We start from the raw sequence: 21,171 nt of genomic DNA, 5'->3' as shown, positions 1-21,171 counted from the left end.
AGCTCTACTCTCTACTAATAGCACCTGTGGAACAAGAATCTATTGCCTCATCAACGCAAGGCAAACTCTCATCCGCTCCTGGTATTACTTCACTCTTACCCTCAGCGTCAGCTTGAAATACCTCTGGGCATAGAGCCATGCACACTCCACATGCGATACACATGTCTTTGTCTACCTTAATAGCCATGCAGCAGGCCTCCTTTTTATAATCTGATAGAATTATACACGCTAAAGTAAAGAACGCTTGACCACAAATTGCATAAAACATTTATCATTTCATAAAGGGTTAATCGCTACTTGTCTACGGAAGAGCTTGCTTTCACCGACCACAGTTCATCTGGGCCCTCAGGGTCAAGGTCTTTTACTTTGATGCCATTCAAAAAAGCTTCTCCTGTGTCGTCCAATGTCCCCAAGAAAGCGAATGGAATATGGTGCTCATTGAATGCCTTTTCAATTTCATCTTTTTTATTACATACTAATAGCACAGAACCAGAGGAAATCAGCTTAAGTGGATTGAAATTCATCGAATGTGAGAGTGTACGCAGTTCATCACCGATGTAAACCGGGTCCAGAGTAGCGCGTATGCCGAAAGGAGTACCTCTTACCAGTTCCCATAAACCAGCAACTAAACCACCCTCCGTCAAATCATGAGCAAACACTAAAGACGGTACAGTAAATGCAACATCCATTATGGGTTTAATGGAAACTTTTAGTATGTCTTCATGATATGTTCCTTTGAGCAGCATAAGCCCCTCTTGCCCTAAATGACCTGCAAGAAAAACATATTGTCCGGAGCCAATGTTATTGTGGTTTAGATCTCTTACTTTTTTCCCTATCATGGTGCCTATAACTACGGGCTTATTAACCGCAGAGGTGTATTCACTGTGACCCCCGATAAGTTGCGCATTCTCGAAAGACAAACCAGCATTAAAGTGTTCAAAAAAGTGCTCTAACTTGTCTTCAGGGAATGATGGAGTGAGCAGCAAAACAGATAAGAATGCCACCGGCTCACCGCCAGCCACACGCACGTCATTAGCATTTATATGTACAGCCAGTTGAGCAACATAGTCTTCCGCCCCTGTTATAGGGTCAGTGCTCACCACCAGAGGAGCACCTAAATCGACTATAGCACTATCTGTAAGTGATGTCGCGTCAACAATCACTTCTTCCCGTACATTTCCAAAGTAATGACCAACAAGATTACCAATAACAGAAACAGGGACTTTTCCTTCCATATTGGTGGGGGCGGTGGGAGTCGAACCCACACGAGCGTAAGCCCAGCGGATTTTAAGTCCGCTGCGTCTGCCATTCCGCCACGCCCCCACAATCAAAAGTAATTATACACGAAACAAGCATCTATGTAAAGGCTAAAGCCGTTATGGTATACTATTGTTGTATGAAAGAGTTAACGGACAGGCAAAAAGAAGTGCTTGAAGCCATAAAGTCTTTTACAGCTGAGAATCACTATCCACCTACTGTTAGAGAACTCTGTGCTATTCTTGGTATTTCCTCACCAAGGGGTGTCGCAAAACATTTAGAAGCACTGGAAAAAAAAGGTTACATAAAGCGGACCTCTGGCCACCGTTCCATTGTAGTCCCCATGGAAGTACCACTCATAGGAAAAGTTACTGCAGGTTTTAAGACACTTGCAGTAGAAGACCTTGACGGTTACCTCTCTTTAGAGGATTTGTTCTATGGACCCAATCAATTTGGGCTTCGGGTAAAAGGCGATTCTATGGAGGGTTCCGGCATTCTTGAAGGCGATATTGTCATTGTAAATTCTTCCTTAGATTGGGTTAATGGAGACGTTGTAGTCGCTATTGTAGAAGATATGGCTACGGTAAAACGTATAAGAAGAGACGAAACAGGATCTTGGTGGCTTGAACCAAGTAATTCAAAATATAGCCGCATACCCCTTAACGATGGCGCGAAGATCGTTGGCAAAGTTATGGCCGTTATTAGGAGATATTAGATTTGTTTAAAAATTTTCTCCTCTTAATAAGCATGACGTTATAGCAGAGTTCTGCTTCAACGGTAGACTAAAAGAATCCCAGAAAACGCAACTCCCTAGTAAAACAATTTTACCTTTACCAACATCTATCTTACAAGCAGTTGTACCCACGGCTGAAGTTAATAGCGCTTCTCCTCCTTCGACGATGTCACTGCAAGGGAATACGCCTTCCAGACCTGACCTGCTTTTCACGTTTAAGAAATAAGGATCTTCACTTGTAGGATCCTGTGGCTCCTCGAGTTTCATACGTAGTCCAAAATGTTGTGTCACCTTGTTAATGTTGCTACCGACCCCATCTTCATTCTTGTAATAACCAGCGAAAATAATGTTTTTACCTGCCTCTGCCCATTGTCTAATATTGCCAATCTCAATATCATTAAATGCTACTTCAGGATAATTAAAAACAATGGTATCAAAACTGGATAATTGGTTAAAGTCGCCTACTTCTTCAACAACAAACCCGTTCCTCTGCAAAAACATGTTTAGCTTCCCGAAATAATAATAATCAGTCACAGTAAATTCCAAATGAGAAATATCCCATCCAACTCTCACAATATCACCTCGTCCTATGAAGTATAATTTCTCCATGGCTGTTGTAGGAACTGTGTTAATAACTTTTATTACCGCTTATGTGTTCTGGTTCTTTTGGGGAGCATTTGTTCAATACTTTCTCAGCCCCAACCATGCACCATCGACAACGTCCAAAGCTTATTGGCTTGTGGCTTTGGTTTTGCTGATGGTTGTTTATGACTTCTACTACATGATAACATTACCAGCAATTTTAGGCGTAATTACCGTTGGTTTGGTAGTGTTGGCAATAGTTCGCAGGACTAGGAAGCAACCTGTGGCACGTTATCTTCAAGTGTTGACCTCTGCATGTACCATGGGATGGATAATCTCCCATGTTTTTGGTATCTTCGGATTAGCAGGTGGTTTGGTTTTAGGTCTTCTTATTTCACTTATCAAGGCTCCATGGGGTAACTTAGCTGCAGAAATGTGGGATGAGCCATGGTGGGCACCACAAGCTTATAAGAAACGCAAGAGCTAAAATGGGACGCGTTTTTCTTTAACGTACATAGGGTATAATAAACTTAATCACTGATACAAGGAGGGTTCTAGCATGGAAGTACTGAAGATTTCTGCGAAGACTGATCCGAAGAAAGCCGCTGGCGCACTTGCGGAAGTAATTAGAAAGCACGGAGAAGCTGAATTGCAAGCCATAGGTGCTGGTGCAGTCAACCAGGCTACCAAGGCCATAGCTATTGCAAGAGGATTTTTGGCTCCAAACGGCATCGACATCGTTTGTATCCCAGGTTTTACCGATGTAAAAATTGGAGAAGAAGACAGAACTGCGATCAAATTCATCATTGAACCCAGAGAGTAACAAAAAAAGCACACAATAAATTAAAAAAGTAGAAAACAGAGCAGGGTCGTTGGCTATGCGGCCCTGCTTTTTAGTTTGTATTGGATAATATCTTTATACATACCCAGGCGGGCAATTATGCCCTTCCACAAGCCACGCTTTTCTTCTTTCATAACTTGGCCAACGCCTTTAAGCACTAAATCTTCTTCATGGTAGCCATGCTTCTTTAAGAAGTCCTCTAAGGCCACTTCAAGTTGAAAACGGTTCACAGAACATTCACCAAAGAATGAGCTTAGTATGCTCATGGAAAGAATTCTCTGACCTGCGAGTGCAGGACTTATCATATGAGACAATGTAGTAGCAGTTCTGCCTCCCATTAATTCTATGCGCGCACAATCATATTGGCTCAGCCATTTCTTTACCTGAGTAGCATGCTCACGAGTGAAATTAGTAAGGTCAGCATCCAAAAGAAGCACTTTCTTCACTGGAAACCTTAGAGCTTGACGTACTGCATCCGCTTTCCCACGATTTTTGGGGAAGATCACTACTACTGCACCTGCATAAGCAGATTCGAATGCCGTTCCATCAGTGGAACCATCATCCACTACAACTACGGGAATGTTTTCAGCAATAAGAGGAGCTATAACACTGGAAATTGTTTTCTCCTCATTTAGAGCAGGAATAAGAACCAAAAATGATTGATCGCTATCCTTCACAAGTTTTTAGCCTCATCTAATATGGTCTTGACAACTTCATTCCTACTGACGCGGACAACTTCGCCCGTTTTTCTAAATTTTATTTCCACTTGGTCGGTGTTTTTTGCATTGACAACGATTCTAACAGGGAACCCCACCAGATCAGCATCAACGAACTTAACGCCAGGACGTTCATCACGGTCATCCACAAAAACATCCAAACCGGCTTTTACAAGACTATCAGAAAGTTCATCCAAAGAAGATTGTACAGTGCCGATGGGAATAAGAACGACGTGAAAAGGTGCAACTACCCATGGCCAAACAATGCCATTGTCGTCATGATGCTGTTCGATAATAGCACTCACTAACCGCGTTACACCTATGCCATAGCAGCCCATGATAAAAGGTTTTCTTTCTCCATTCGCGTCATGGTAAAACGCTTCTAATGGCTCAGAATAACGTGTTCCCAATCTAAAAATGTGGCCTACTTCCAACCCTGTAAAACTACTCAGTGGACCACCGCAGTTGGGACATGCGTCACCTTCTACAACGGCGCCCACATCCACAATTTCATCATAAGGTATGTCGCCCAAACTCACACCAACAATATGATAGTCTTTTTCGTTAGCCCCTACTACACCCCAGTCAACATTATCCAGCGATTTATCCTTAAGAATGGTCAGCCCTTCTATATGAGCTTTTGGCCCAACGAAGCCTGGGACTAATCCCATGTTGGTAATCTCTTCATCAGTCATCATACGCCATTCAGAAAAACGCCTATTCATTTTCGATTCGTCCACATTTCTATCGCCGCGCACCAAGATCATATACGGTTTGCTATCACCGATAACCATGACAGCCTTGACAATACGGCTTTTTGGCAAAGACAAAACCTGTGAAACATCGTCGATGGATGAACTATTTGGTGTATGCAACTTAGCCTGATCCGGTTTTTCCAAGGTGTCGAGTGCTGGTGCTACTGAAGTAGCCACTTCTGAGGTTGCAACGTATCCACATTTATCGCACTTGAACACCGTACTTTCTCCTACCTTTGCAGGAACAATGAACTCGTGAGAAAGGTTACCACCTATTTGGCCGGGGTCTGCGGCAACAACGCTGAAGCTTAGGTCCATCCGTCCCAGAATACGTTGATATGCTTTAAGCACTTCCATGTATGTTTCATGCAAACTCTCTTCATTGTCATGGAAGGAATAACCATCTTTCATGACAAATTCCCTCAATCTTATCAATCCAAAACGTGGTCGAGGCTCATCACGGAATTTTGTCTGAATCTGATAAACCAGCAAAGGAAGCTGTTTATATGATGAAATTACCTGCCCTGCCAGTGTGGTGACTTGTTCTTCGTGGGTGGGACCAAGGCAAAAATCTTGTTCTTTTCTGTCTTTGAGTTTTAGCATATCGTCACCGTAAATATCCCAACGTCCTGTCTTTTTCCACATTTCTGCAGGCATCATAATGGACATGGTCATCTCTTGGCCACCGATCCCATCCATCTCCTCACGTACGATGGTTTCTATCTTTTTGAGAACACGGTGCCCCAGGGGTAGGAATGCGTATATTCCAGAGGCAATTTGCTTTATCATCGAGGAACGTATAAGCAGCTTATGTGAAACAGCTTCCGCATCCTTTGGGTCTTCTCTAAGGGTTTTGTAAAAAAAGTTTTTTGCATGTGCGATCATGATAACCTCCCTACTTCTTCCATTATAGCGTTAACAATATCTTCATCACGCTTAAGAACACGAATGACGCTCCCTTTCTTAAACAGGACAGCGCCCGCTGAACCTAAGGCTACACCGATATCTGCGCGAGATGCTTCCTGTGGTCCATTAACCATGCATCCCATTACGGCAATTGTCAAAGGTTTTTCAACGTCTTTTAACTGTTCTCGTAAAGTCTTAACAACATCCCACGTTTTCCTCTCAAGACGCCCACACGTTGGACATGCCACAATATGAACGCCTTTTTTTAGCCTACCGCAGGAGCGAAGTAAATGATAGGCAGCTTCAACTTCCTCTACAGAAGGACCATTTAGGGAAACCCTTATGGTGTCCCCTATGCCATCCATTAAAAGAGGCGCCATACCTGAAACAGAATAAATTAATCCTTCTGTCCCCTGCCCTGCTTCAGTGACACCTAAATGTACAGGATAGTCGAACGTTTCGCTCAATCTTCGGTTTATGGCAACATTTTCTACAGGGTCAGAACTCTTTATAGAAAGAACGATATCAAAGAATGATAATTCTTCTAACATTGCCACTTCCTCAGACATTACTCTGATTGCAAATGAGATTAATTCCTCTTCAGGGCGTTTTCGTTCCATAGGCAAACTACCCGTATTTAATCCTATACGTATAGGAACGTGCTTTTCTTTCGCTAATAAGACAATATCTTTTCGAGCAAGCTTATCTTTTATCGTTCCAGGGTTTAGTCGAAGTTTTGAAACACCACTCTCAAGAGCCATAATGGCCAACTGCGGGTCAAAATGAATGTCCGCAACTAAAGGAACTGAACTTTCCTTAACTAAAGCTGATATATTCGCCGCCGCAGTTTTATCCGGAACAGCAAAGCGTACAAGCTGTGCACCAGCAGAAATATCTTCTCTGAGTTCTGATAACGCATCATCTAAATTGGCAATATTTGTTTTCAACATCGTTTGGACAATGACAGGAGCATCACCGCCAATGGTTAGATTTCCAACTTTTACAGACCTGGTTTTTCTGCGTTCAATCATAGACCTATCAACCTTCCTACATCAAGGAAAGACACATAGACCATGAGTCCCATCAAAAACACAAACCCGATAGCATTTATGACATTAATCCAAGACTGTGGAAGTGGTTTTCCTATAACTGATTCAACAAGCCCCGTAAGTATGAGGCTACCATCCAGAGCGGGAAAAGGAATCAAATTGACAAAACCCAAGTTCGCACTAATAAGTGAAACAAGGTATAAGAACACAACAAAGTTCGAACGCGCAAACGTTGCCATAGTGGCCGTTATCCCGATGATGCCCATAACTTCAGTGGTCTTCGGGCGTGTCACCAATAGTATCAGCCCTTGCCATAGTTGCTCTATCATTAACCAGACTTCCGAAAATGACTTCACAAACGCATCAACAGGAGAATACTTCTTTGGGGCAGCAGTGATGCCTATTCCGACAAATTTTTGGCCATCGTAAGAGATGTTCTCCACTGTTAATCGCACCTTTAATTGTTGATTGTCACGCTGGATCAAAAGTTCTACAGGTTCTCCGACATTTTTCTTAGAAATGGTCTGTTGGAACTGTGAATAGTCTGCCACATTCTGACCATCTATTTGCAGTATTTTATCTCCCACCTGAAGTACTTGAGATGCTGGCGAATTGGGAACTATGGATGCAATAGTTGTACTCGGCTCAGTGGGATTCCCTGCAATGAGCACAACGAATATAATAATAAACGCAAGAACAAAATTCATTAATGGCCCAGCTACTGCGATGGCTACCTTATGAAGTGGTCTAATAATACTTGCCCCTTGTCCATCCATAGCCGGTACTTCTACGTAAGCGCCAAATGGTATTATACCTAATCTAAACTCTGTCTCTCCATGCTTCCGCTTATAAATAACGGGACCAAACCCTACACCGAATCCCGTTACTTCATAATGGAGACGTTTAGCTACCAAGTAATGACCATATTCATGTGCAACCAACAATACAGATATGGCTATTATGGCTATAACCACGTAAAGAGCATTCAAATCTCGTGAGCCTCCTTTGTAATCGCTTCTATCATTTCCTGCCTCAATTCAAAATAGTCTTCTATAGTATCAGGATAAGTTTCACCCCTATAGTAGTCTATGGCATTTAAAAGAAGTTTATAAACTTCCGATGGCCTTATGTGACCAAGAGAAAATTCTTGAAATGCTATTTGGTCGGCGACAGAAAATGCCATACAACCTGTATATCCAACGGTAAGGGCAAGATGCCCGAGTTCAACACATGGAAATCGCTCTGTATCAGGCTTTCTGAAGTTCAACTGTTCCTCAAGCAAAGACCGCAGAGAGGAAACACTGGGTAGATATTCTGGAAATGATAACGCATAAGCAATAGGTAATTTCATTGTCGGTTCGGAAAGCAAAACCTCACGAGAACCATCGCAGAAATCCACCACGCCATGTACATGTCCCGAAGGTTCTATGATTACCTCAATATTCTCGCCATCTAACCCAAATAAATGGCTGGCTTCTATAACTTCCATAGATTTATTAATAAGCAATGCTGAATCAAACGTAACCTTTGGACCCATCTGCCATACGGGATGGTTCATAACATCCTTGAGAGTTGCTTCCTCAATTTCGGTTTTACTTTTTTCTCTAAGAGAACCTCCAGACCCAACAACGTAAAGCTTATCTATACCTTTGTGTCCAGCTCCCAATCTCCACAGGGCATTGTGTTCAGAATCCACCGGTCGTATTAAATCGGAATAAGTTTTTATAAATGGCCAAGCCTCAACAATGACTTCTTTTGTGGAAAGGCAGACAGGCTTACCCTGGGAAAGAAAATTGACCAGCTCTGGCAAATAATCAACAGAGGAAACAGCGTACACTAATATGTCCGCCAATTTTAGATGATCACGTAATTGTTCTCGGCTAAAATTGGCCAACCATGGACTGTAGATAGGACAATTATATTTAGCACCAAGTTGTTCTAAAGGCTCTACGTTATGACCACCTAATAACAAAAAAGGCTCGTACTGGTTACGATAAGCGTCTAAAACTTCCATTGTCTGCATGCCCACAGAACCAGTAGCGCCGAACACAGCAACTTTTACAGACATTCGATCACCACCAAAACAACCAGTGATGCAAGCAATGAGCTATCAAATCTATCCCATATGCCGCCATGATACGGAATGATTTTTCCGGAATCTTTTACCCCAGCTATACGCTTAGCCCAAGATTCCAACAAATCTCCACATATACCAGACAAGGGAACGAAAATGCCAAACATATTTATGATAGGTTGCTTAAAGATAACACTCAGTAGTGCACTGCACAGTATCGTTGTTATATAGCCAAACACAAACCCCTCTAAATTTTTCCCAGGGCTTATAAACGGGGCAAAACGCTCAGAGCCTGTATTCCTTCCCCATAAATACGCTGTAGAATCAAAAACCCAAAGGGAAAGCCAAAAACACAACACTATCCACGGAGAAGGCACATACAATTTGAACATTATAAAGCTGCTTGTACAAAGTGCTATATAGACTGAGACAACTTTTACAAGTATCCAACGCTTATCTGTGCTTTCTAACGGATTTAACCTAAGGGAGGATAAAATAACGATTATCAGGCCAAGAGCCAGACCAATACCTAAGCCGAAGAACACCGTAGCAACGTAGTCCACAACATAAATGATAATTGCATGGATGTAGTCTACCCTAAACATGCTTGCAAGTTCAAGAACAGACATCAACCCAATGAAAAATGTCAATAAACCATAACTCCAGTTAGAAAGTATGCTCACTACGACTAATACGACAACAATTATGCCCCATAGAGCTCGTACAATGAGCTCGTGATCAATTAGCCCCCCAAGCAACCTGATTCACTCTTCCATAATCTCTTTTCGTTTCTTATCACAAATTTGCTCCATTTCTTTTTCAAACTCTTCGTAGACTTTCTGAATTTCATTCTGGACTCGTCTGCTTTCGTCTTCTGAGAGTTCTTTCTTCTTTTCTTTTCCTTTTACCTCATCCACGTACTCGCGGCGGATATTACGCAAGGCGATACGAGCTTCTTCCAGATACTTATCTACAAGTTTTGTGAGTTCTTGACGTCGCTCTTGAGATAGTGTAGGAAACAGCAGTTTTATGCTTTTACCATCGTCACTAGGATTAGCACCGATATTAGCTTTCTGTATGGCCTTTGAAATAGCCGGAATCATGGAGTTGTCCCAAGGTTCTATTAACAGTGTACGTGCATCCTGAGCAACTATCATAGCCAAGTCATTTATCCTGTACTTAGAGCCACCATACTCCACAGTTATAGGCTCCAGTATGGCAGGGCTCACCCGTGAAGCACGAATAGTGCTGAGCTGTTCGCTCATAGTGTCTATAGTCTTCTTGAAATGGTCTCTGGCTTCCTTGGTTATTTCATGCTCTTTCATAAAGTTCACACCTCCACTGTTGGCAAAACCAATGTTCCTTCTTGCGGGTTATCTACAAAACGTGTTAACGCTTTTGGATCTGTTCCTTTTATAACAGCCACCGAAATATGATGATCACGCAACAATTCGAAAGCTGCTAAATCCATAATTTCTAAACGCTTTTGCAAAGCTTCATCAAAGGAAATACGATCAAATTTCTTTGCATCTTTGTATTTCTCAGGATCTTTATCATAAACGCCATCAACTTTTGTCAGTTTAACCAATGTGTCCGCACCAATTTCCACAGCTCTTATCGCAGCCAAGGTATCAGTGGTTAGATGAGGCATACCTGTTCCTCCCACAAAAACTACAACCTGCTGTTTGATCAGCTCTCTTACTTCCGAAGGATGTTTGCGACAGGCTATACCATCAATGTTGAAGCTCGAAACTAATTCTGTTCCTATGCCTCTGCTTTCAAAGACACTTTTAAGCATTAAACCATTCACTGCAGTAGCCAACATACCTACGTAATCTGCATCAGTACTATCAATCTTTAATCTCTCTGCATCGCGCCCTCGCCATATATTTCCTCCGCCAACCACAAATGCCAATTCTCGGTCGGACTGCTTCAGAGCACTAACCGCATTACAGAGAGCATCTAAATAAGGAGCGGAGAAAACGATGTTTTCTCCGCCCAACAATTCGCCACTTAATTTTACCAGCAACCTTTTAAAGGGCTGCATGGCCTTCACTCACCTAAAGTCCAACGAACAAACCGACGTACGACGATATTCTCGCCGATCAAAGCTATTTTTTCTTTGATGAGATCTTTTACGACCTTAGAATCGTCTCTTACATAAGGTTGCTCCAATAGAACTTTGGTTTTATAAAAATTCTGTACTTTTCCTTCTACGATCTTATCTATAATCTCAGCAGGCTTCCCTTCATTTTCAGCTTGTTTTCTGTACAGTTCTTTTTCTTGCTCCAACACGTCAGCAGGTACATCTTCAATGCTGACGTACTCAGGAGCCATACCTGCTATCTGCAACGCTATTTCGTGGACAAGTTCTTTAAAATCGTCCGTCCTTGCAACGAAATCGGTTTCGCAGTTAACCTCAACAAGGACGCCAAGTTTACCCTCACCGTGAATATAAGAGTGGATGAGCCCTTGTGACGCAGCACGCCCGGCCTTTTTCTCAGCCTTAGCAAGACCTTTTTCCTTCAGTACTTCCTTTGCCTTTTCCATATCGCCATTTGTTTCCTGTAATGCTTTTTTGCACTCCATGAAACCAGCTCCGGTTTCATCACGGAGTTGTTTCACACATGAAGCAGATATATCCATTGTTACTCTTCCTCCTTTTCTTGGTCTTCGATCAAATCGAGATATTTCTCGGTCTCATCGATGCCTTCCAGTTCCTCAGCTATTTCTTCCATGCTTGCCTGTTGGCCTTCTGGTGTAACTACACCTTGACGTCCTTCCCGGCCTTCTAAAATAGCGTCCGCAATTTTAGAAGTAACCAGTTTGATAGCTCTAACAGCATCGTCGTTTGCAGGTATGGGATAATCGATCATATCTGGATCACAGTTTGTATCTACCATTGCGACCACAGGTATACCAATCTTCTTTGCTTCCCTTATTGCTGCTTCCTCTTTTTTCGTATCAACCACAAAAAGCACATCCGGAAGCGTTTCCATATCTTTCACACCCGAATAGTATTTATCCAACTTATCTAATTCTCTCATCACTGTTTTCTGCTCTTTATAACCGAGTGACTCAATATAGCCCTGTTCTTTAAGTGCAAGCAGTTCCTTATATTTCTTTATACGACCACGTATGGTACGGAAGTTCGTTAAGAACCCACCGATCCACCGCTGATTGACATAAGGCATGCCTGCTCTTTCCGCTTCTTCACGAATTGGTTCCTGAGCTTGCCGTTTTGTACCTACAAACAGAACAACTTTGCCATCTTTACTGGCATCCCTCACAAAATCGTACGCCTTCTCCAACTGCTCATACGTCTTTTGCAGATCAATAATGTATATGCCATTCCTCTCAGCATAAATGAATGGTTTCATTTTAGGGTTCCAGCGTCTTGTCTGATGGCCAAAATGTACACCGGCCTCTAATAACTGTTTCAACGTCACTACTGCCACAAAAAACACCTCCAAATGGTTTTTATTCTTCCGCCCCTATTACCCACTATTTATGTGGGAGCCATGCCTTAAAAGGGACGTGCTTACTTCCATAGCTTTTTAATTATAGCACAGCAACAATGATAGAATAAGCCTTGGAGGTGATCGTATGGCTGATTATTATAAGGTCAATTACAAAGATGTACCTACAGAGGATGTTTCAGGTACAGAGGGAGGCGTAAGCATCCGCTGGTTACTTCACAAGGACATAGGTGTCCCTCACTTTGAGATGCGGCTCTTCGAATTTCCGGTGGGAGCCAAAATGTTTCCTCACCGTCATTCTTGGGAACATGAGATTTTTACATTAGAAGGAGAAGGGCGCATAACTGTAGGTGACGAACCTGTAGATGTAAAAGCAGGAGATGCAATGTTCATAGAACCGCAAGCACTTCATGGCTACGAAAACACTGGTTCTTCTGTGTGGAAGTTCATTTGCGTAATTCCTAAGCGCGATTAAGCATACTAGCTCTGCTCGCCGCCGGAGTTCTTTTGAAGTAATTCAACGATTTGGCGTAAGAGTTTAACTTCTTCAGATGGTTCCGGCGGTGAGGCTATTTTCTGCTCTCGCTGTTTAGTTCTGTTTTCCAGACTGTTAAGTGGCAGAACAATAACAAAATAAACAATGCCCGCAATAACAACGAAAGAAATTACACTGTTTATAAAAGAACCGATCATCACTGGGCCAAGTTTCCAATTGCTAAAATCTGGTAAACCGCCAATAAGACCGAGCAATGGCGTGAAAAGGTCTTTTACTAACGAATTCACCACATTGTTGAACGCAGCACCTACAATAACAGCTACAGCCAGGTCAACAACGTTGCCTCTAGAGAGAAACTCCCTAAACCCCTTTAGCATAACAAACACCTCCCCACCTGAGCTCAATTGAACGGTAGTCTATATTGTACTTAGGCGGACCACTACTTCAGGATACTGGTTCATACCTTTTAGGTACTCTTTTACTGAAGCTGTTATACGCGATTCTAACCCACTCATAGCATCAGGAGATTGGTCACTCAACATTTTGTAAAGAGCATCGTTAAGAGATTTGCTCACTGTGTTTTGCGAAGATTCCGTAACGACACCAAGCATGACAGTATCCACCAACCAGTCATGCTTGTCTTCCATATAAACAGCTTCGACGATCACAACACCTTCAGCACCAATTTTCATACGTTCTTTAACAGCCACAGCCGCTTCCACTTTGCTAAGTATGCCATCCACTATAAAGGTACCAACGTTCTCTATACCATGCTTCTTTATCCTAGGGTTGTCCTTGTCTTTTTCATAAACCAAGACATCACCATTTTCCATGAGAAAAATATTCTCGGAAGGTAAACCTGCACGTTTTCCTATATCTGCATGCCCCACCAAATGTTGCCACTCTCCGTGAATGGGTACTAGATAGCGCGGTTTCAAAAGATTAAGCATGATTAGTTGATGATCTTTTGCTGTACAAGGATGCCCAGAGCTATGTATGAACCTAACTTCTGCTCCTTTGTAAAGCAAACTATTAATGACATCTGTAACGGCTCTTTCGTTCCCAGGTATGGGGTAAGCTGCTATGATAACCTTATCGCCCTTTTCAACTTTCACACGTTTATGTGTTCCCGAAGATATCCTGACCAAAGCTGAAAGTGGCTCACCTTGACTACCGCTAGCGATGATCATCTGCTTATTTCTTGGAAGTGCCTCCAGTGCTTGAGCAGTGACAATACGATGGCTTAAACCATCCATATATCCGAGCTTCTCAGCAATTTTCATATTTTTAATTAAACTGCGGCCTTCAATGGCTACACTGCGTTCTTCCTTCTGAGCGATTTTAATAATCTGTTGAATACGGTCAATGTGAGAAGCAAACGTACTTACAATTACACGACCCGTGGAACTACTTATCTCTTTGTCCAGCAACTCATAAACCTGTTGTTCAGTCAGACAATCTGCCGCACTTCCTCCTCCATTCCACACCATGGATGGCTCGGCATTCGTCGAATCTGCAAGAAGGAAATCAACACCTTCTTCTCCTATACTGGACAGCGTTTTAAAATCAGTTGGTTTCCCAGAGACTGGGGCCACTTCGATTTTGTAATCACCTGTAAAGAAAATTCGCGCTTCATCAGTCTTAATGTAGAGACCTAATGCTTCCGGTATTGAATGACGCATTTCCACAAAGTGAAGCTCAAACGGGTTTAACTCCATAGATTCGCCAGGTGCTACCTGAATAAACTCATATTCTGATGCTTTGGAACCGAGATTCGCTTTTACCAGTTCCAAGCTTAGTCTGGAGCTTATCACAGGTACACGAACACGTTGCAAGAAAAATGGAACACCACCAATATGATCTTCGTGCCCGTGGCTCAAGAATAGCCCGACAATATCTTTCGCTCTTTTTTCTAAATATGAAAAATCTGGAAGAAGAAAATCTACTCCGGGAACATCCGAAAACTTAAGACCACAATCAAGTATGAGTATTTTTCCATCTTTTTCTACAACATACAAATTCTTACCAATTTCACCTAAACCACCAAGTGCATAAAACCTAATCATATTCACTCTCCAGCAATAAGTTTGGACATCATCTGAATATCATGGTCAACAATTTCACCGAGTCGAGGATTTCTAAGAACCGCTGCAGGATGATAAGTGACTACGACTTTTACTTCATCCAACTGGATGATCTGTCCTCTAATTTCTTTTATACTTTTAAATGGCCTTGGTACCAATGCTTCTGCGGCATGTCTTCCCAAAGCCAAAACATATTTAGGCTTACCTATGGACAACTGAGCAGTCAAAATAGGAAAGCACTGATCTTTTTGTTCATCAGTAGGATCAGCGTTATTAGGCGGCCTGCATTTGATCACGTTTGTTATGAACAAGCTGTCTCTTTTGAACCCATTCTTAGTGAGAAAACCATCCAAAAGAGAACCAGCTTGTCCTACAAAAGGTAAACCTTTTTCGTCTTCTGTTGATCCAGGAGCCTCTCCAATGAGCCATAATCTGGAAAACGGATCACCTGAACCGAAAACCACATTTTTTCGAGTCTTGCACAGTTCGCAAGCGGTGCAACCAAGAGCAAAGTGTTCAAGCTCTTTCCATAGGTTTTCGTTCATCGATTATTCCTGTTTCCGAGATTCGACTTTTTTCTCCTTAGCGGTAAACCTGAGACGCCCTTCGGCATCTTTCTCTTTTACCCAAACTTTTATTGTATCTCCTACGCTGAGTACATCCTCAAGCGTCTTTATACGTGTTTCTGAAACTTCTGAAACGTGAAGCAATCCTGTTTTTCCCGGAGCTATTTCTACTATAGCGTAAGAAGGGGTTACTTTAATAACCCGCGCAGATAACTCTTCTCCCACTTCAGGATCTTTTGCAATCATTTCGACTTGCTGTTTAGCCATATTCACAGATTCATCACTAAGACCTTTTATGAAAGCAACACCATCTTCACGAATATCAATAGTCGCTCCTGTATCCTGAGCTATACGTTTAACGTTTCTTCCACCGGGTCCGATAACTTCACCTATTTTATCAATAGGTATCTCAATTTTCACAATTCTTGGAGCGGTTTCGGAAAGCGACTTTGGCTCAGGAATAGCGTTATAAAGCACATCTAGTATCTTCATCCGAGCTATTTCGGCTTGGTCCACAGCTTTATCTAATGTGTCAACACTTATGCCCTTAACCTTAACATCCAACTGTAAGGCAGTAATGCCCTGGCGCGTTCCAGCAACCTTGAAATCCATATCGCCCAGATGATCTTCCAGACCTTGAATATCTGTAAGAACAATATTTTCATCGTCATACTCTATCAAACCCATGGCAATACCACCAACATGGCGAGCTATAGGGACACCAGCATTCATTAAGGCAATAGAACTTGCGCACGTGCTTGCCATAGAAGTAGACCCATTGCTCTCAAGGACTTCACTTACCACGCGTATGGTATAAGGAAAATCTTCTTCAGAAGGAATCAAATACGATAACGCTCTTTCCACAAGAGCACCATGACCAATCTCTCGACGCGACGGTCCCCTACGAGGTTTCAGCTCACCCGTACTAAAAGGCGGGAAATCATACTGGTGCATAAAACGTTTGAATTCTTCCAAACCTATAGCATCAATAAACTGTACATCACTAAAACTCCCTAATGTAACCGTGGACATTACCTGCGTCTGACCTCTGATGAAAAGTCCAGAACCGTGAACCCGAGGGAGAACACCGCTTTCGGCATAAAGAGGCCTTATCTCATCAAAGCTTCTTCCATCAACACGTTTTCGTGTAGATTTCATATAGGCTCTGACTACTTCTCTTTGAATCTCTTCAAACATTAGGTTGAAGAGCGGTTCTCCTAAGTCCGGATATTGTTCAAGCATCGTCTGGTAAACAGATTTTCTCAGTTCGCCGACAGCTTTCTCTCTTTCCTGCTTAATAGGGGTAACCATAGCTTTTTGCAATTGGTCACTGTAACCTCGCAAAAAGTCCATCTGTTCCGTGGGGAACTCCACAACAGTTACCTGCGTCTTTTCACGTCCTGCTTTTTCTTGCAGTTCCGCTATTAAATCAATAATCTGGCGTATGCCATCTTGAGCAAACCTCAATCCACCCAGTAGTAACTCTTTATCTACCTCTGCCGCACCAGCTTCGATCATGACTATGGCATCACGAGTGCCCGCGACTGTCAAGTCTAATTTAGACTTGGACATTTCTTCAAAAGTCGGATTGAGCACGTAATTACCATCTATGTACCCTACCCTTACGCCCGCGATTAGTTCTGGCAAAGGAATATCAGAAACAGCCAAGGCAGCGGCAGTTCCATTTAGAGCAACGATATCAGGTGGATTTTCCATATCAGCCGACAATATCATGTTAAGAACTTGTACTTCATTGCGCATGCCATCTGGAAACATAGGGCGTATGGCCCTATCAATCAATCTAGCTTTTAATATTTCAGCATCACTGGGACGCCCTTCCTTCTTTAAAAACCCGCCAGGTATCTTGCCTACTGCATATGACTTTTCTTCATAGTCCACAGTAAGTGGGAAGAAATCCTGATCCAGTTTCGGTTCACTGCTCATAAGGACTGTAGACAAGCTTGTAGTGTCACCAAAACGAGCAAGCACGGCCCCATTCGCCTGAAGAGCTAAAAAGCCAGATTGAAAAACAACATTTTTACCAGCTATAGTTCCACTGACTTCTATTCTTTTTCTTTCAATCATACTAACGTCGCAATCCTAATCGCTGAATTAATGTTTGATACCTCTCTGGAGATTTCCCCCTCAGGTAATTTAAAAGTTTTCTTCTCTTACTTACCATAAGAATGAGGCCTCTCCGGGAATGCACATCTTTAGGGTTTCTACGTAGATGTTCAGTGAGATTTTGTATCCGAGTAGTAAGTAATGCAACCTGAACTTCTGGGGAACCTGTGTCCCCTGGGTGCGTAGCATACTCCTGAATAATCTTTTCCTTCAATTCTTTATCCATATAAATACCTCCTACTTGCGATTTGTCCAGTATTTTCATCAAAACTGAACAATCGTGCTATTCAATAACGTTTGTACCTTGGAACCACTGTTAATTAGATACAATCACTATTTTAGCACTACAAAAGTACAGTCAGAATTACCAACGCCACATAGGCAATTCCAAAACCTATAATCATCTTGTCAAACAACTTACTCCGTGGAGATGCGCCGTGGAACATGGATGCAGAACCTCCAATGGCGCCTAAACCTTCTTCCTTAGGCTCCTGGAACGAAATCAGCAGAAGCAAAATAAAAGACACAACGCCTAAAACAATCATCAAAACTTCTTTCATAGCTTAAACACCTCGCAGCTAATTATTCTCGCCGAACGCTTTTATTATAATAGCAAATTCATCAACTTTTAAACTTGCTCCTCCAACCAAAGCACCATCAACAATGTTTATTGCAGCAATATCCTTCGCGTTGCCTTTATTTACACTTCCGCCATAAAGTACAGGTATGTCTGTCTTCAAGTAGTCCTTGACCCAAGAAATACTTTCTGCAATCTCATCCATCGTAGGTGTAACACCGGTACCGATGGCCCAAACGGGTTCGTAAGCCACAAGATCACCTAATCTTAGAAGATCTTTTACAAGAATCAGTTGCCTTTTGATAACATCTTTGGTAACCCCGGACTTCCTTTCATCAAGTGTTTCTCCTATACAGAAAACCACAGGGAAATTGTGTCTATGGGCTGCTTCAAGTTTCTTCATTAAGAGTTCGTCGCTCTCATTAAATATATGCCGTCTCTCAGAGTGGCCAAGTAAAACATAATCCACTCCAATTTCCTCTAACATCGCAGGGGAAATTTCACCTGTAAAAGCACCAGACTCCTCAAAATACATATTCTGAGAGCCGAACTTAACAAATGAACCGTTTACAGCATCAGCCATATTGCTTAAAGCAGTAAATGGAGGAAAAAGTGCGACCTGCACTGTGGCAGGTCGCACTTCATTTAGCAACGCTTTCACATAATCACGCGTGAAAGCTATAGTTCCATTCATTTTCCAGTTACCAAACACGTATCGCACGCTTTATGCCTCCAAAAGAGGAGCAATGCCAGGTAAAACTTTGCCTTCTAAGAACTCCAAAGAAGCTCCTCCACCCGTACTAACGTGGTCAAATTTGTCGAACAATCCCATTTCTCGAACTGCATTAGCAGTGTCTCCACCGCCCACTACCACTGTTCCTGAAAAATCACCTAAGAATGTACCTACTTCTCGGGTCCCGTTAGCAAACTTTTCTTCCTCAAAGAGACCCAGTGGGCCATTCCAGAATACCGTTTTGGCTTTTACCAAAGCATTCTTAAAAGACTTTATACTTTCTGGGCCGATATCATATCCGATATCTTCTGGTCCAAAATCGTTTATATTCTTAACGGAAACGCTCTCTTTTGCTTCATCGCTAACCAAAAAGTCCTGTGCCAAAACGATTTCTTTGCCCTGCTTTGAAGCGTCTTCCATTAGCTGTCTGGCAAAATCAACCAAATCCGCTTCAACAATAGATTTTCCTGTTTCTTTACCCTGAGCCTTCCAGAAAGTGAACACCATGGCTCCGCCGATCACCATACCATCGACTTTAGGTAGTAGATTTTGTAAAAGAGCCACTTTATCACTTACCTTAGCGCCGCCTAAAACAAGGAAATATGGCCTTTCAGGATTCTCAGTGAGCATGGAAAGGTAATTAACTTCCTTTTCCATCAAGAAACCAGCATATGATGGCAAATACTTCGTTATGGCTTCCACAGTCGCATGGGCCCTATGACTTGCCGAGAAAGCATCGTTTACATAAAGCTCGCCCATAGAAGCAATAGTCTTTGCGAATTCTGGATCGTTTTTCTCTTCTTCCTCATGGAAACGCACGTTCTCACAGAGAAGAACATCTCCGGCTCTAAGTCCGTTGACTGCCAATTCCACTTCCTCGCCTATGACATCAGGAGCAAAAAGAACCTCTTTGTGAAGCAATTCGGCTAACCGTTTAGCTACTCCTACCAAACTATATTTCTTATCTCTCTTTCCTTTCGGCCTTCCAAGATGAGAGATTAGAATTATTTTTGCTCCATTGTCAATGAGGTACTGTATAGTAGGCAACGCTGCTCTTATACGGAAATCATCCACGACATTTCCGTCTGCATCCAGAGGCACATTGAAGTCGACACGAACAATGACCTTTTTGTTCTTTACATCCGCCTCTCGGACTGTCCTCAATTTCATATTACAAACCTCTCTCGATGACAAAATTAGTCAGATCAGCTAATCTTGTGGAATAACCCCACTCGTTATCGTACCATGCTAATACTTTTACCAGGTTCCCACCGATAACAAATGTGCTCAATCCATCCACAACTGTTGAGAATGTTGTTCCCTTAAAGTCCATGGAAACAAGTGGTTCATCAGTGTAGCCAAGGATGCCTTTCATTCTTCCCTCTGCGTACTCCTTGAATGCATTGTTTACCTCGTCAGTAGTAACATCTTTATTCAGTATGGCAGTCAAGTCTGTGATACTAACAGTAGGAGTCGGAACCCTGAGGGAAATTCCGTGCATTTTCCCATTAAGTTCAGGTATGACTCTACCAATTGCCTTAGCGGCACCAGTAGACGTTGGAATGATATTCAGCGCTGCTGCACGAGCTCTGCGAAGGTCTTTATGAGGAAGATCCAAAATGCGCTGATCGTTGGTGTAACTATGTACTGTGGTCATCAAGGCCTTCTCAATACCAAACTTGTCATTAAGAACTTTGGCCACAGGAGCCAAACTGTTAGTTGTGCAAGAAGCATTGCTTATTATGTTATGTTTTGCGGGATCATATTGGTCTTCATTAACACCCAACACGATCGTTATATCATCACCATCAGCAGGTGCAGAAATGATTACCTTTTTTGCTCCGCCGGCATCAATATGTACACGAGCCTTTTCTGCCTTGGTGAATAAACCTGTAGATTCAATGACAACTTCTACACCCAAATCTTTCCATGGTATATTAGCAGGGTCTTTTTCAGCAAAGACCTTTATCGGGCGACCATTAACGATTACGTGGTCGGCATCGTAGGTAATATCAGCGTTAAAAGTACCATAAGTAGAGTCGTGCTTGAGCAAAAACGCTAACGTTTTTGTATCGGTTATATCATTAACCGCAACGACCTCATTTTGAGGATACCTTTCAAATAACGACTTGAATACCTGTCTTCCAATACGTCCAAAACCATTTATTCCTACTTTTGCCATTTTTGTCACCTCCATTA

26 protein-coding genes and 1 tRNA gene are annotated in these 21,171 nt (G+C 42.4%); 4 read left to right on the top strand and 23 right to left on the bottom strand.

Annotated elements, in window-relative coordinates; translation table 11 throughout:
* Window positions 1–4 precede the first annotated feature (4 nt).
* From D890_RS0103130 to D890_RS0103120, 3 genes are all read right to left on the bottom strand, one after another.
* Complete coding sequence (locus D890_RS0103130) at window positions 5–187, bottom strand: ferredoxin (RefSeq protein WP_018963078.1); 183 nt, start codon at window positions 185–187, stop codon at window positions 5–7.
* 106 nt (window positions 188–293) lie between these two features.
* Window positions 294–1,235, bottom strand: a complete 942-nt coding sequence (locus D890_RS0103125) for an AIR synthase related protein (protein WP_018963077.1) — start codon at window positions 1,233–1,235, stop codon at window positions 294–296.
* Between the two features lie 2 nt (window positions 1,236–1,237).
* Window positions 1,238–1,323 (bottom strand) — tRNA-Leu (locus D890_RS0103120).
* Window positions 1,324–1,396: 73 nt separating this feature from the next.
* Between D890_RS0103120 and lexA the strand changes: the two genes are divergently transcribed.
* A complete protein-coding gene (gene lexA / locus D890_RS07835; protein WP_026291301.1) occupies window positions 1,397–1,972 on the top strand; it encodes a transcriptional repressor LexA in 576 nt (191 codons plus the stop codon).
* 6 nt (window positions 1,973–1,978) lie between these two features.
* On the opposite strand, the gene D890_RS0103110 is transcribed toward lexA, so the two are convergent.
* Window positions 1,979–2,563, bottom strand: coding sequence for a hypothetical protein (locus D890_RS0103110; protein WP_018963076.1), 585 nt, complete (start codon window positions 2,561–2,563; stop codon window positions 1,979–1,981).
* Window positions 2,564–2,597: 34 nt separating this feature from the next.
* On the opposite strand from D890_RS0103110, the gene D890_RS0103105 reads away from it, so the two are divergent.
* Both D890_RS0103105 and D890_RS0103100 read left to right on the top strand, forming a co-directional pair.
* Window positions 2,598–3,059 carry a hypothetical protein gene (locus D890_RS0103105; protein WP_018963075.1) on the top strand — a complete coding sequence of 154 codons (462 nt, stop codon included), beginning with the start codon at window positions 2,598–2,600 and terminating at the stop codon, window positions 3,057–3,059.
* A 72-nt stretch (window positions 3,060–3,131) separates the two neighbouring features.
* Window positions 3,132–3,395 carry a stage V sporulation protein S gene (locus D890_RS0103100; protein WP_012544244.1) on the top strand — a complete coding sequence of 88 codons (264 nt, stop codon included), beginning with the start codon at window positions 3,132–3,134 and terminating at the stop codon, window positions 3,393–3,395.
* Between the two features lie 53 nt (window positions 3,396–3,448).
* On the opposite strand, the gene D890_RS0103095 is transcribed toward D890_RS0103100, so the two are convergent.
* Genes D890_RS0103095 through rpsB form a run of 10 tightly spaced genes read right to left on the bottom strand, consistent with a single transcriptional unit; the run spans window position 3,449 to window position 12,371 of the window.
* Window positions 3,449–4,090, bottom strand: a complete 642-nt coding sequence (locus D890_RS0103095) for a glycosyltransferase (protein WP_018963074.1) — start codon at window positions 4,088–4,090, stop codon at window positions 3,449–3,451.
* On the bottom strand, window positions 4,087–5,769 hold the full coding sequence (locus D890_RS0103090; RefSeq protein ID WP_018963073.1) for a proline--tRNA ligase: 1,683 nt from the start codon (window positions 5,767–5,769) through the stop codon (window positions 4,087–4,089). The genes D890_RS0103095 and D890_RS0103090 overlap by 4 nt, the downstream gene beginning before the upstream one ends.
* Window positions 5,766–6,821, bottom strand: a complete 1,056-nt coding sequence (ispG, locus tag D890_RS0103085; protein WP_018963072.1) for a flavodoxin-dependent (E)-4-hydroxy-3-methylbut-2-enyl-diphosphate synthase — start codon at window positions 6,819–6,821, stop codon at window positions 5,766–5,768. The genes D890_RS0103090 and ispG overlap by 4 nt, the downstream gene beginning before the upstream one ends.
* Entirely contained in the window at window positions 6,818–7,828 is a 1,011-nt protein-coding gene (locus D890_RS0103080) for a M50 family metallopeptidase (RefSeq protein ID WP_018963071.1), read from the bottom strand. Before D890_RS0103080 ends, ispG begins: the two co-directional genes overlap by 4 nt.
* A complete protein-coding gene (locus D890_RS0103075; protein ID WP_018963070.1) occupies window positions 7,825–8,907 on the bottom strand; it encodes a hypothetical protein in 1,083 nt (360 codons plus the stop codon). The genes D890_RS0103080 and D890_RS0103075 overlap by 4 nt, the downstream gene beginning before the upstream one ends.
* On the bottom strand, window positions 8,898–9,671 hold the full coding sequence (locus D890_RS0103070; RefSeq protein ID WP_018963069.1) for a phosphatidate cytidylyltransferase: 774 nt from the start codon (window positions 9,669–9,671) through the stop codon (window positions 8,898–8,900). The genes D890_RS0103075 and D890_RS0103070 overlap by 10 nt, the downstream gene beginning before the upstream one ends.
* 6 nt (window positions 9,672–9,677) lie before the next feature.
* Window positions 9,678–10,238: a ribosome recycling factor gene (gene frr, locus D890_RS0103065; protein WP_018963068.1), complete on the bottom strand. Its 561-nt coding sequence runs from the start codon at window positions 10,236–10,238 to the stop codon at window positions 9,678–9,680.
* Between the two features lie 5 nt (window positions 10,239–10,243).
* Complete coding sequence (locus D890_RS0103060; protein WP_018963067.1) at window positions 10,244–10,960, bottom strand: uridine monophosphate kinase; 717 nt, start codon at window positions 10,958–10,960, stop codon at window positions 10,244–10,246.
* Window positions 10,961–10,965: 5 nt separating this feature from the next.
* Window positions 10,966–11,559 carry a translation elongation factor Ts gene (gene tsf, locus D890_RS0103055; protein ID WP_018963066.1) on the bottom strand — a complete coding sequence of 198 codons (594 nt, stop codon included), beginning with the start codon at window positions 11,557–11,559 and terminating at the stop codon, window positions 10,966–10,968.
* 2 nt (window positions 11,560–11,561) lie between these two features.
* A complete protein-coding gene (gene rpsB, locus D890_RS0103050) occupies window positions 11,562–12,371 on the bottom strand; it encodes a 30S ribosomal protein S2 (RefSeq protein ID WP_018963065.1) in 810 nt (269 codons plus the stop codon).
* A gap of 148 nt (window positions 12,372–12,519) precedes the next feature.
* Here rpsB and D890_RS0103045 point away from each other — a divergent pair, with 148 nt between their 5' ends.
* Entirely contained in the window at window positions 12,520–12,867 is a 348-nt protein-coding gene (locus D890_RS0103045) for a cupin domain-containing protein (RefSeq protein WP_018963064.1), read from the top strand.
* A 5-nt stretch (window positions 12,868–12,872) separates the two neighbouring features.
* Here D890_RS0103045 and mscL read toward each other — a convergent pair whose 3' ends face one another.
* The 9 genes from mscL to gap form a co-directional block, all read right to left on the bottom strand.
* Window positions 12,873–13,265 (bottom strand): large conductance mechanosensitive channel protein MscL, encoded by a 393-nt coding sequence (gene mscL / locus D890_RS0103040; RefSeq protein ID WP_018963063.1) that lies wholly within the window; start codon window positions 13,263–13,265, stop codon window positions 12,873–12,875.
* 39 nt (window positions 13,266–13,304) lie between these two features.
* A complete protein-coding gene (locus D890_RS0103035; protein WP_018963062.1) occupies window positions 13,305–14,954 on the bottom strand; it encodes a ribonuclease J in 1,650 nt (549 codons plus the stop codon).
* A 2-nt stretch (window positions 14,955–14,956) separates the two neighbouring features.
* Window positions 14,957–15,517, bottom strand: coding sequence for a uracil-DNA glycosylase (locus D890_RS0103030; protein WP_018963061.1), 561 nt, complete (start codon window positions 15,515–15,517; stop codon window positions 14,957–14,959).
* A 3-nt stretch (window positions 15,518–15,520) separates the two neighbouring features.
* Entirely contained in the window at window positions 15,521–17,623 is a 2,103-nt protein-coding gene (locus tag D890_RS0103025; RefSeq protein WP_018963060.1) for a polyribonucleotide nucleotidyltransferase, read from the bottom strand.
* Window position 17,624: 1 nt separating this feature from the next.
* On the bottom strand, window positions 17,625–17,888 hold the full coding sequence (gene rpsO / locus D890_RS0103020) for a 30S ribosomal protein S15 (RefSeq protein WP_018963059.1): 264 nt from the start codon (window positions 17,886–17,888) through the stop codon (window positions 17,625–17,627).
* A gap of 118 nt (window positions 17,889–18,006) precedes the next feature.
* Window positions 18,007–18,222, bottom strand: coding sequence for a preprotein translocase subunit SecG (gene secG, locus D890_RS0103015; protein WP_018963058.1), 216 nt, complete (start codon window positions 18,220–18,222; stop codon window positions 18,007–18,009).
* Window positions 18,223–18,240: 18 nt separating this feature from the next.
* Window positions 18,241–18,960 (bottom strand): triose-phosphate isomerase, encoded by a 720-nt coding sequence (gene tpiA / locus D890_RS0103010; RefSeq protein ID WP_018963057.1) that lies wholly within the window; start codon window positions 18,958–18,960, stop codon window positions 18,241–18,243.
* 3 nt (window positions 18,961–18,963) lie between these two features.
* Window positions 18,964–20,142, bottom strand: coding sequence for a phosphoglycerate kinase (locus D890_RS0103005; protein ID WP_018963056.1), 1,179 nt, complete (start codon window positions 20,140–20,142; stop codon window positions 18,964–18,966).
* Window position 20,143: 1 nt separating this feature from the next.
* On the bottom strand, window positions 20,144–21,154 hold the full coding sequence (gene gap / locus D890_RS0103000) for a type I glyceraldehyde-3-phosphate dehydrogenase (protein ID WP_018963055.1): 1,011 nt from the start codon (window positions 21,152–21,154) through the stop codon (window positions 20,144–20,146).
* Window positions 21,155–21,171: the final 17 nt, after the last annotated feature.

This window comes from Coprothermobacter platensis DSM 11748, from assembly GCF_000378005.1.
GTDB classification, from domain to species: Bacteria; Coprothermobacterota; Coprothermobacteria; order Coprothermobacterales; family Coprothermobacteraceae; genus Coprothermobacter; species Coprothermobacter platensis.
The sequence above is the reverse complement of the archived record's forward strand: the minus strand, read 5'-3'. Positions and strand labels throughout refer to the sequence as shown.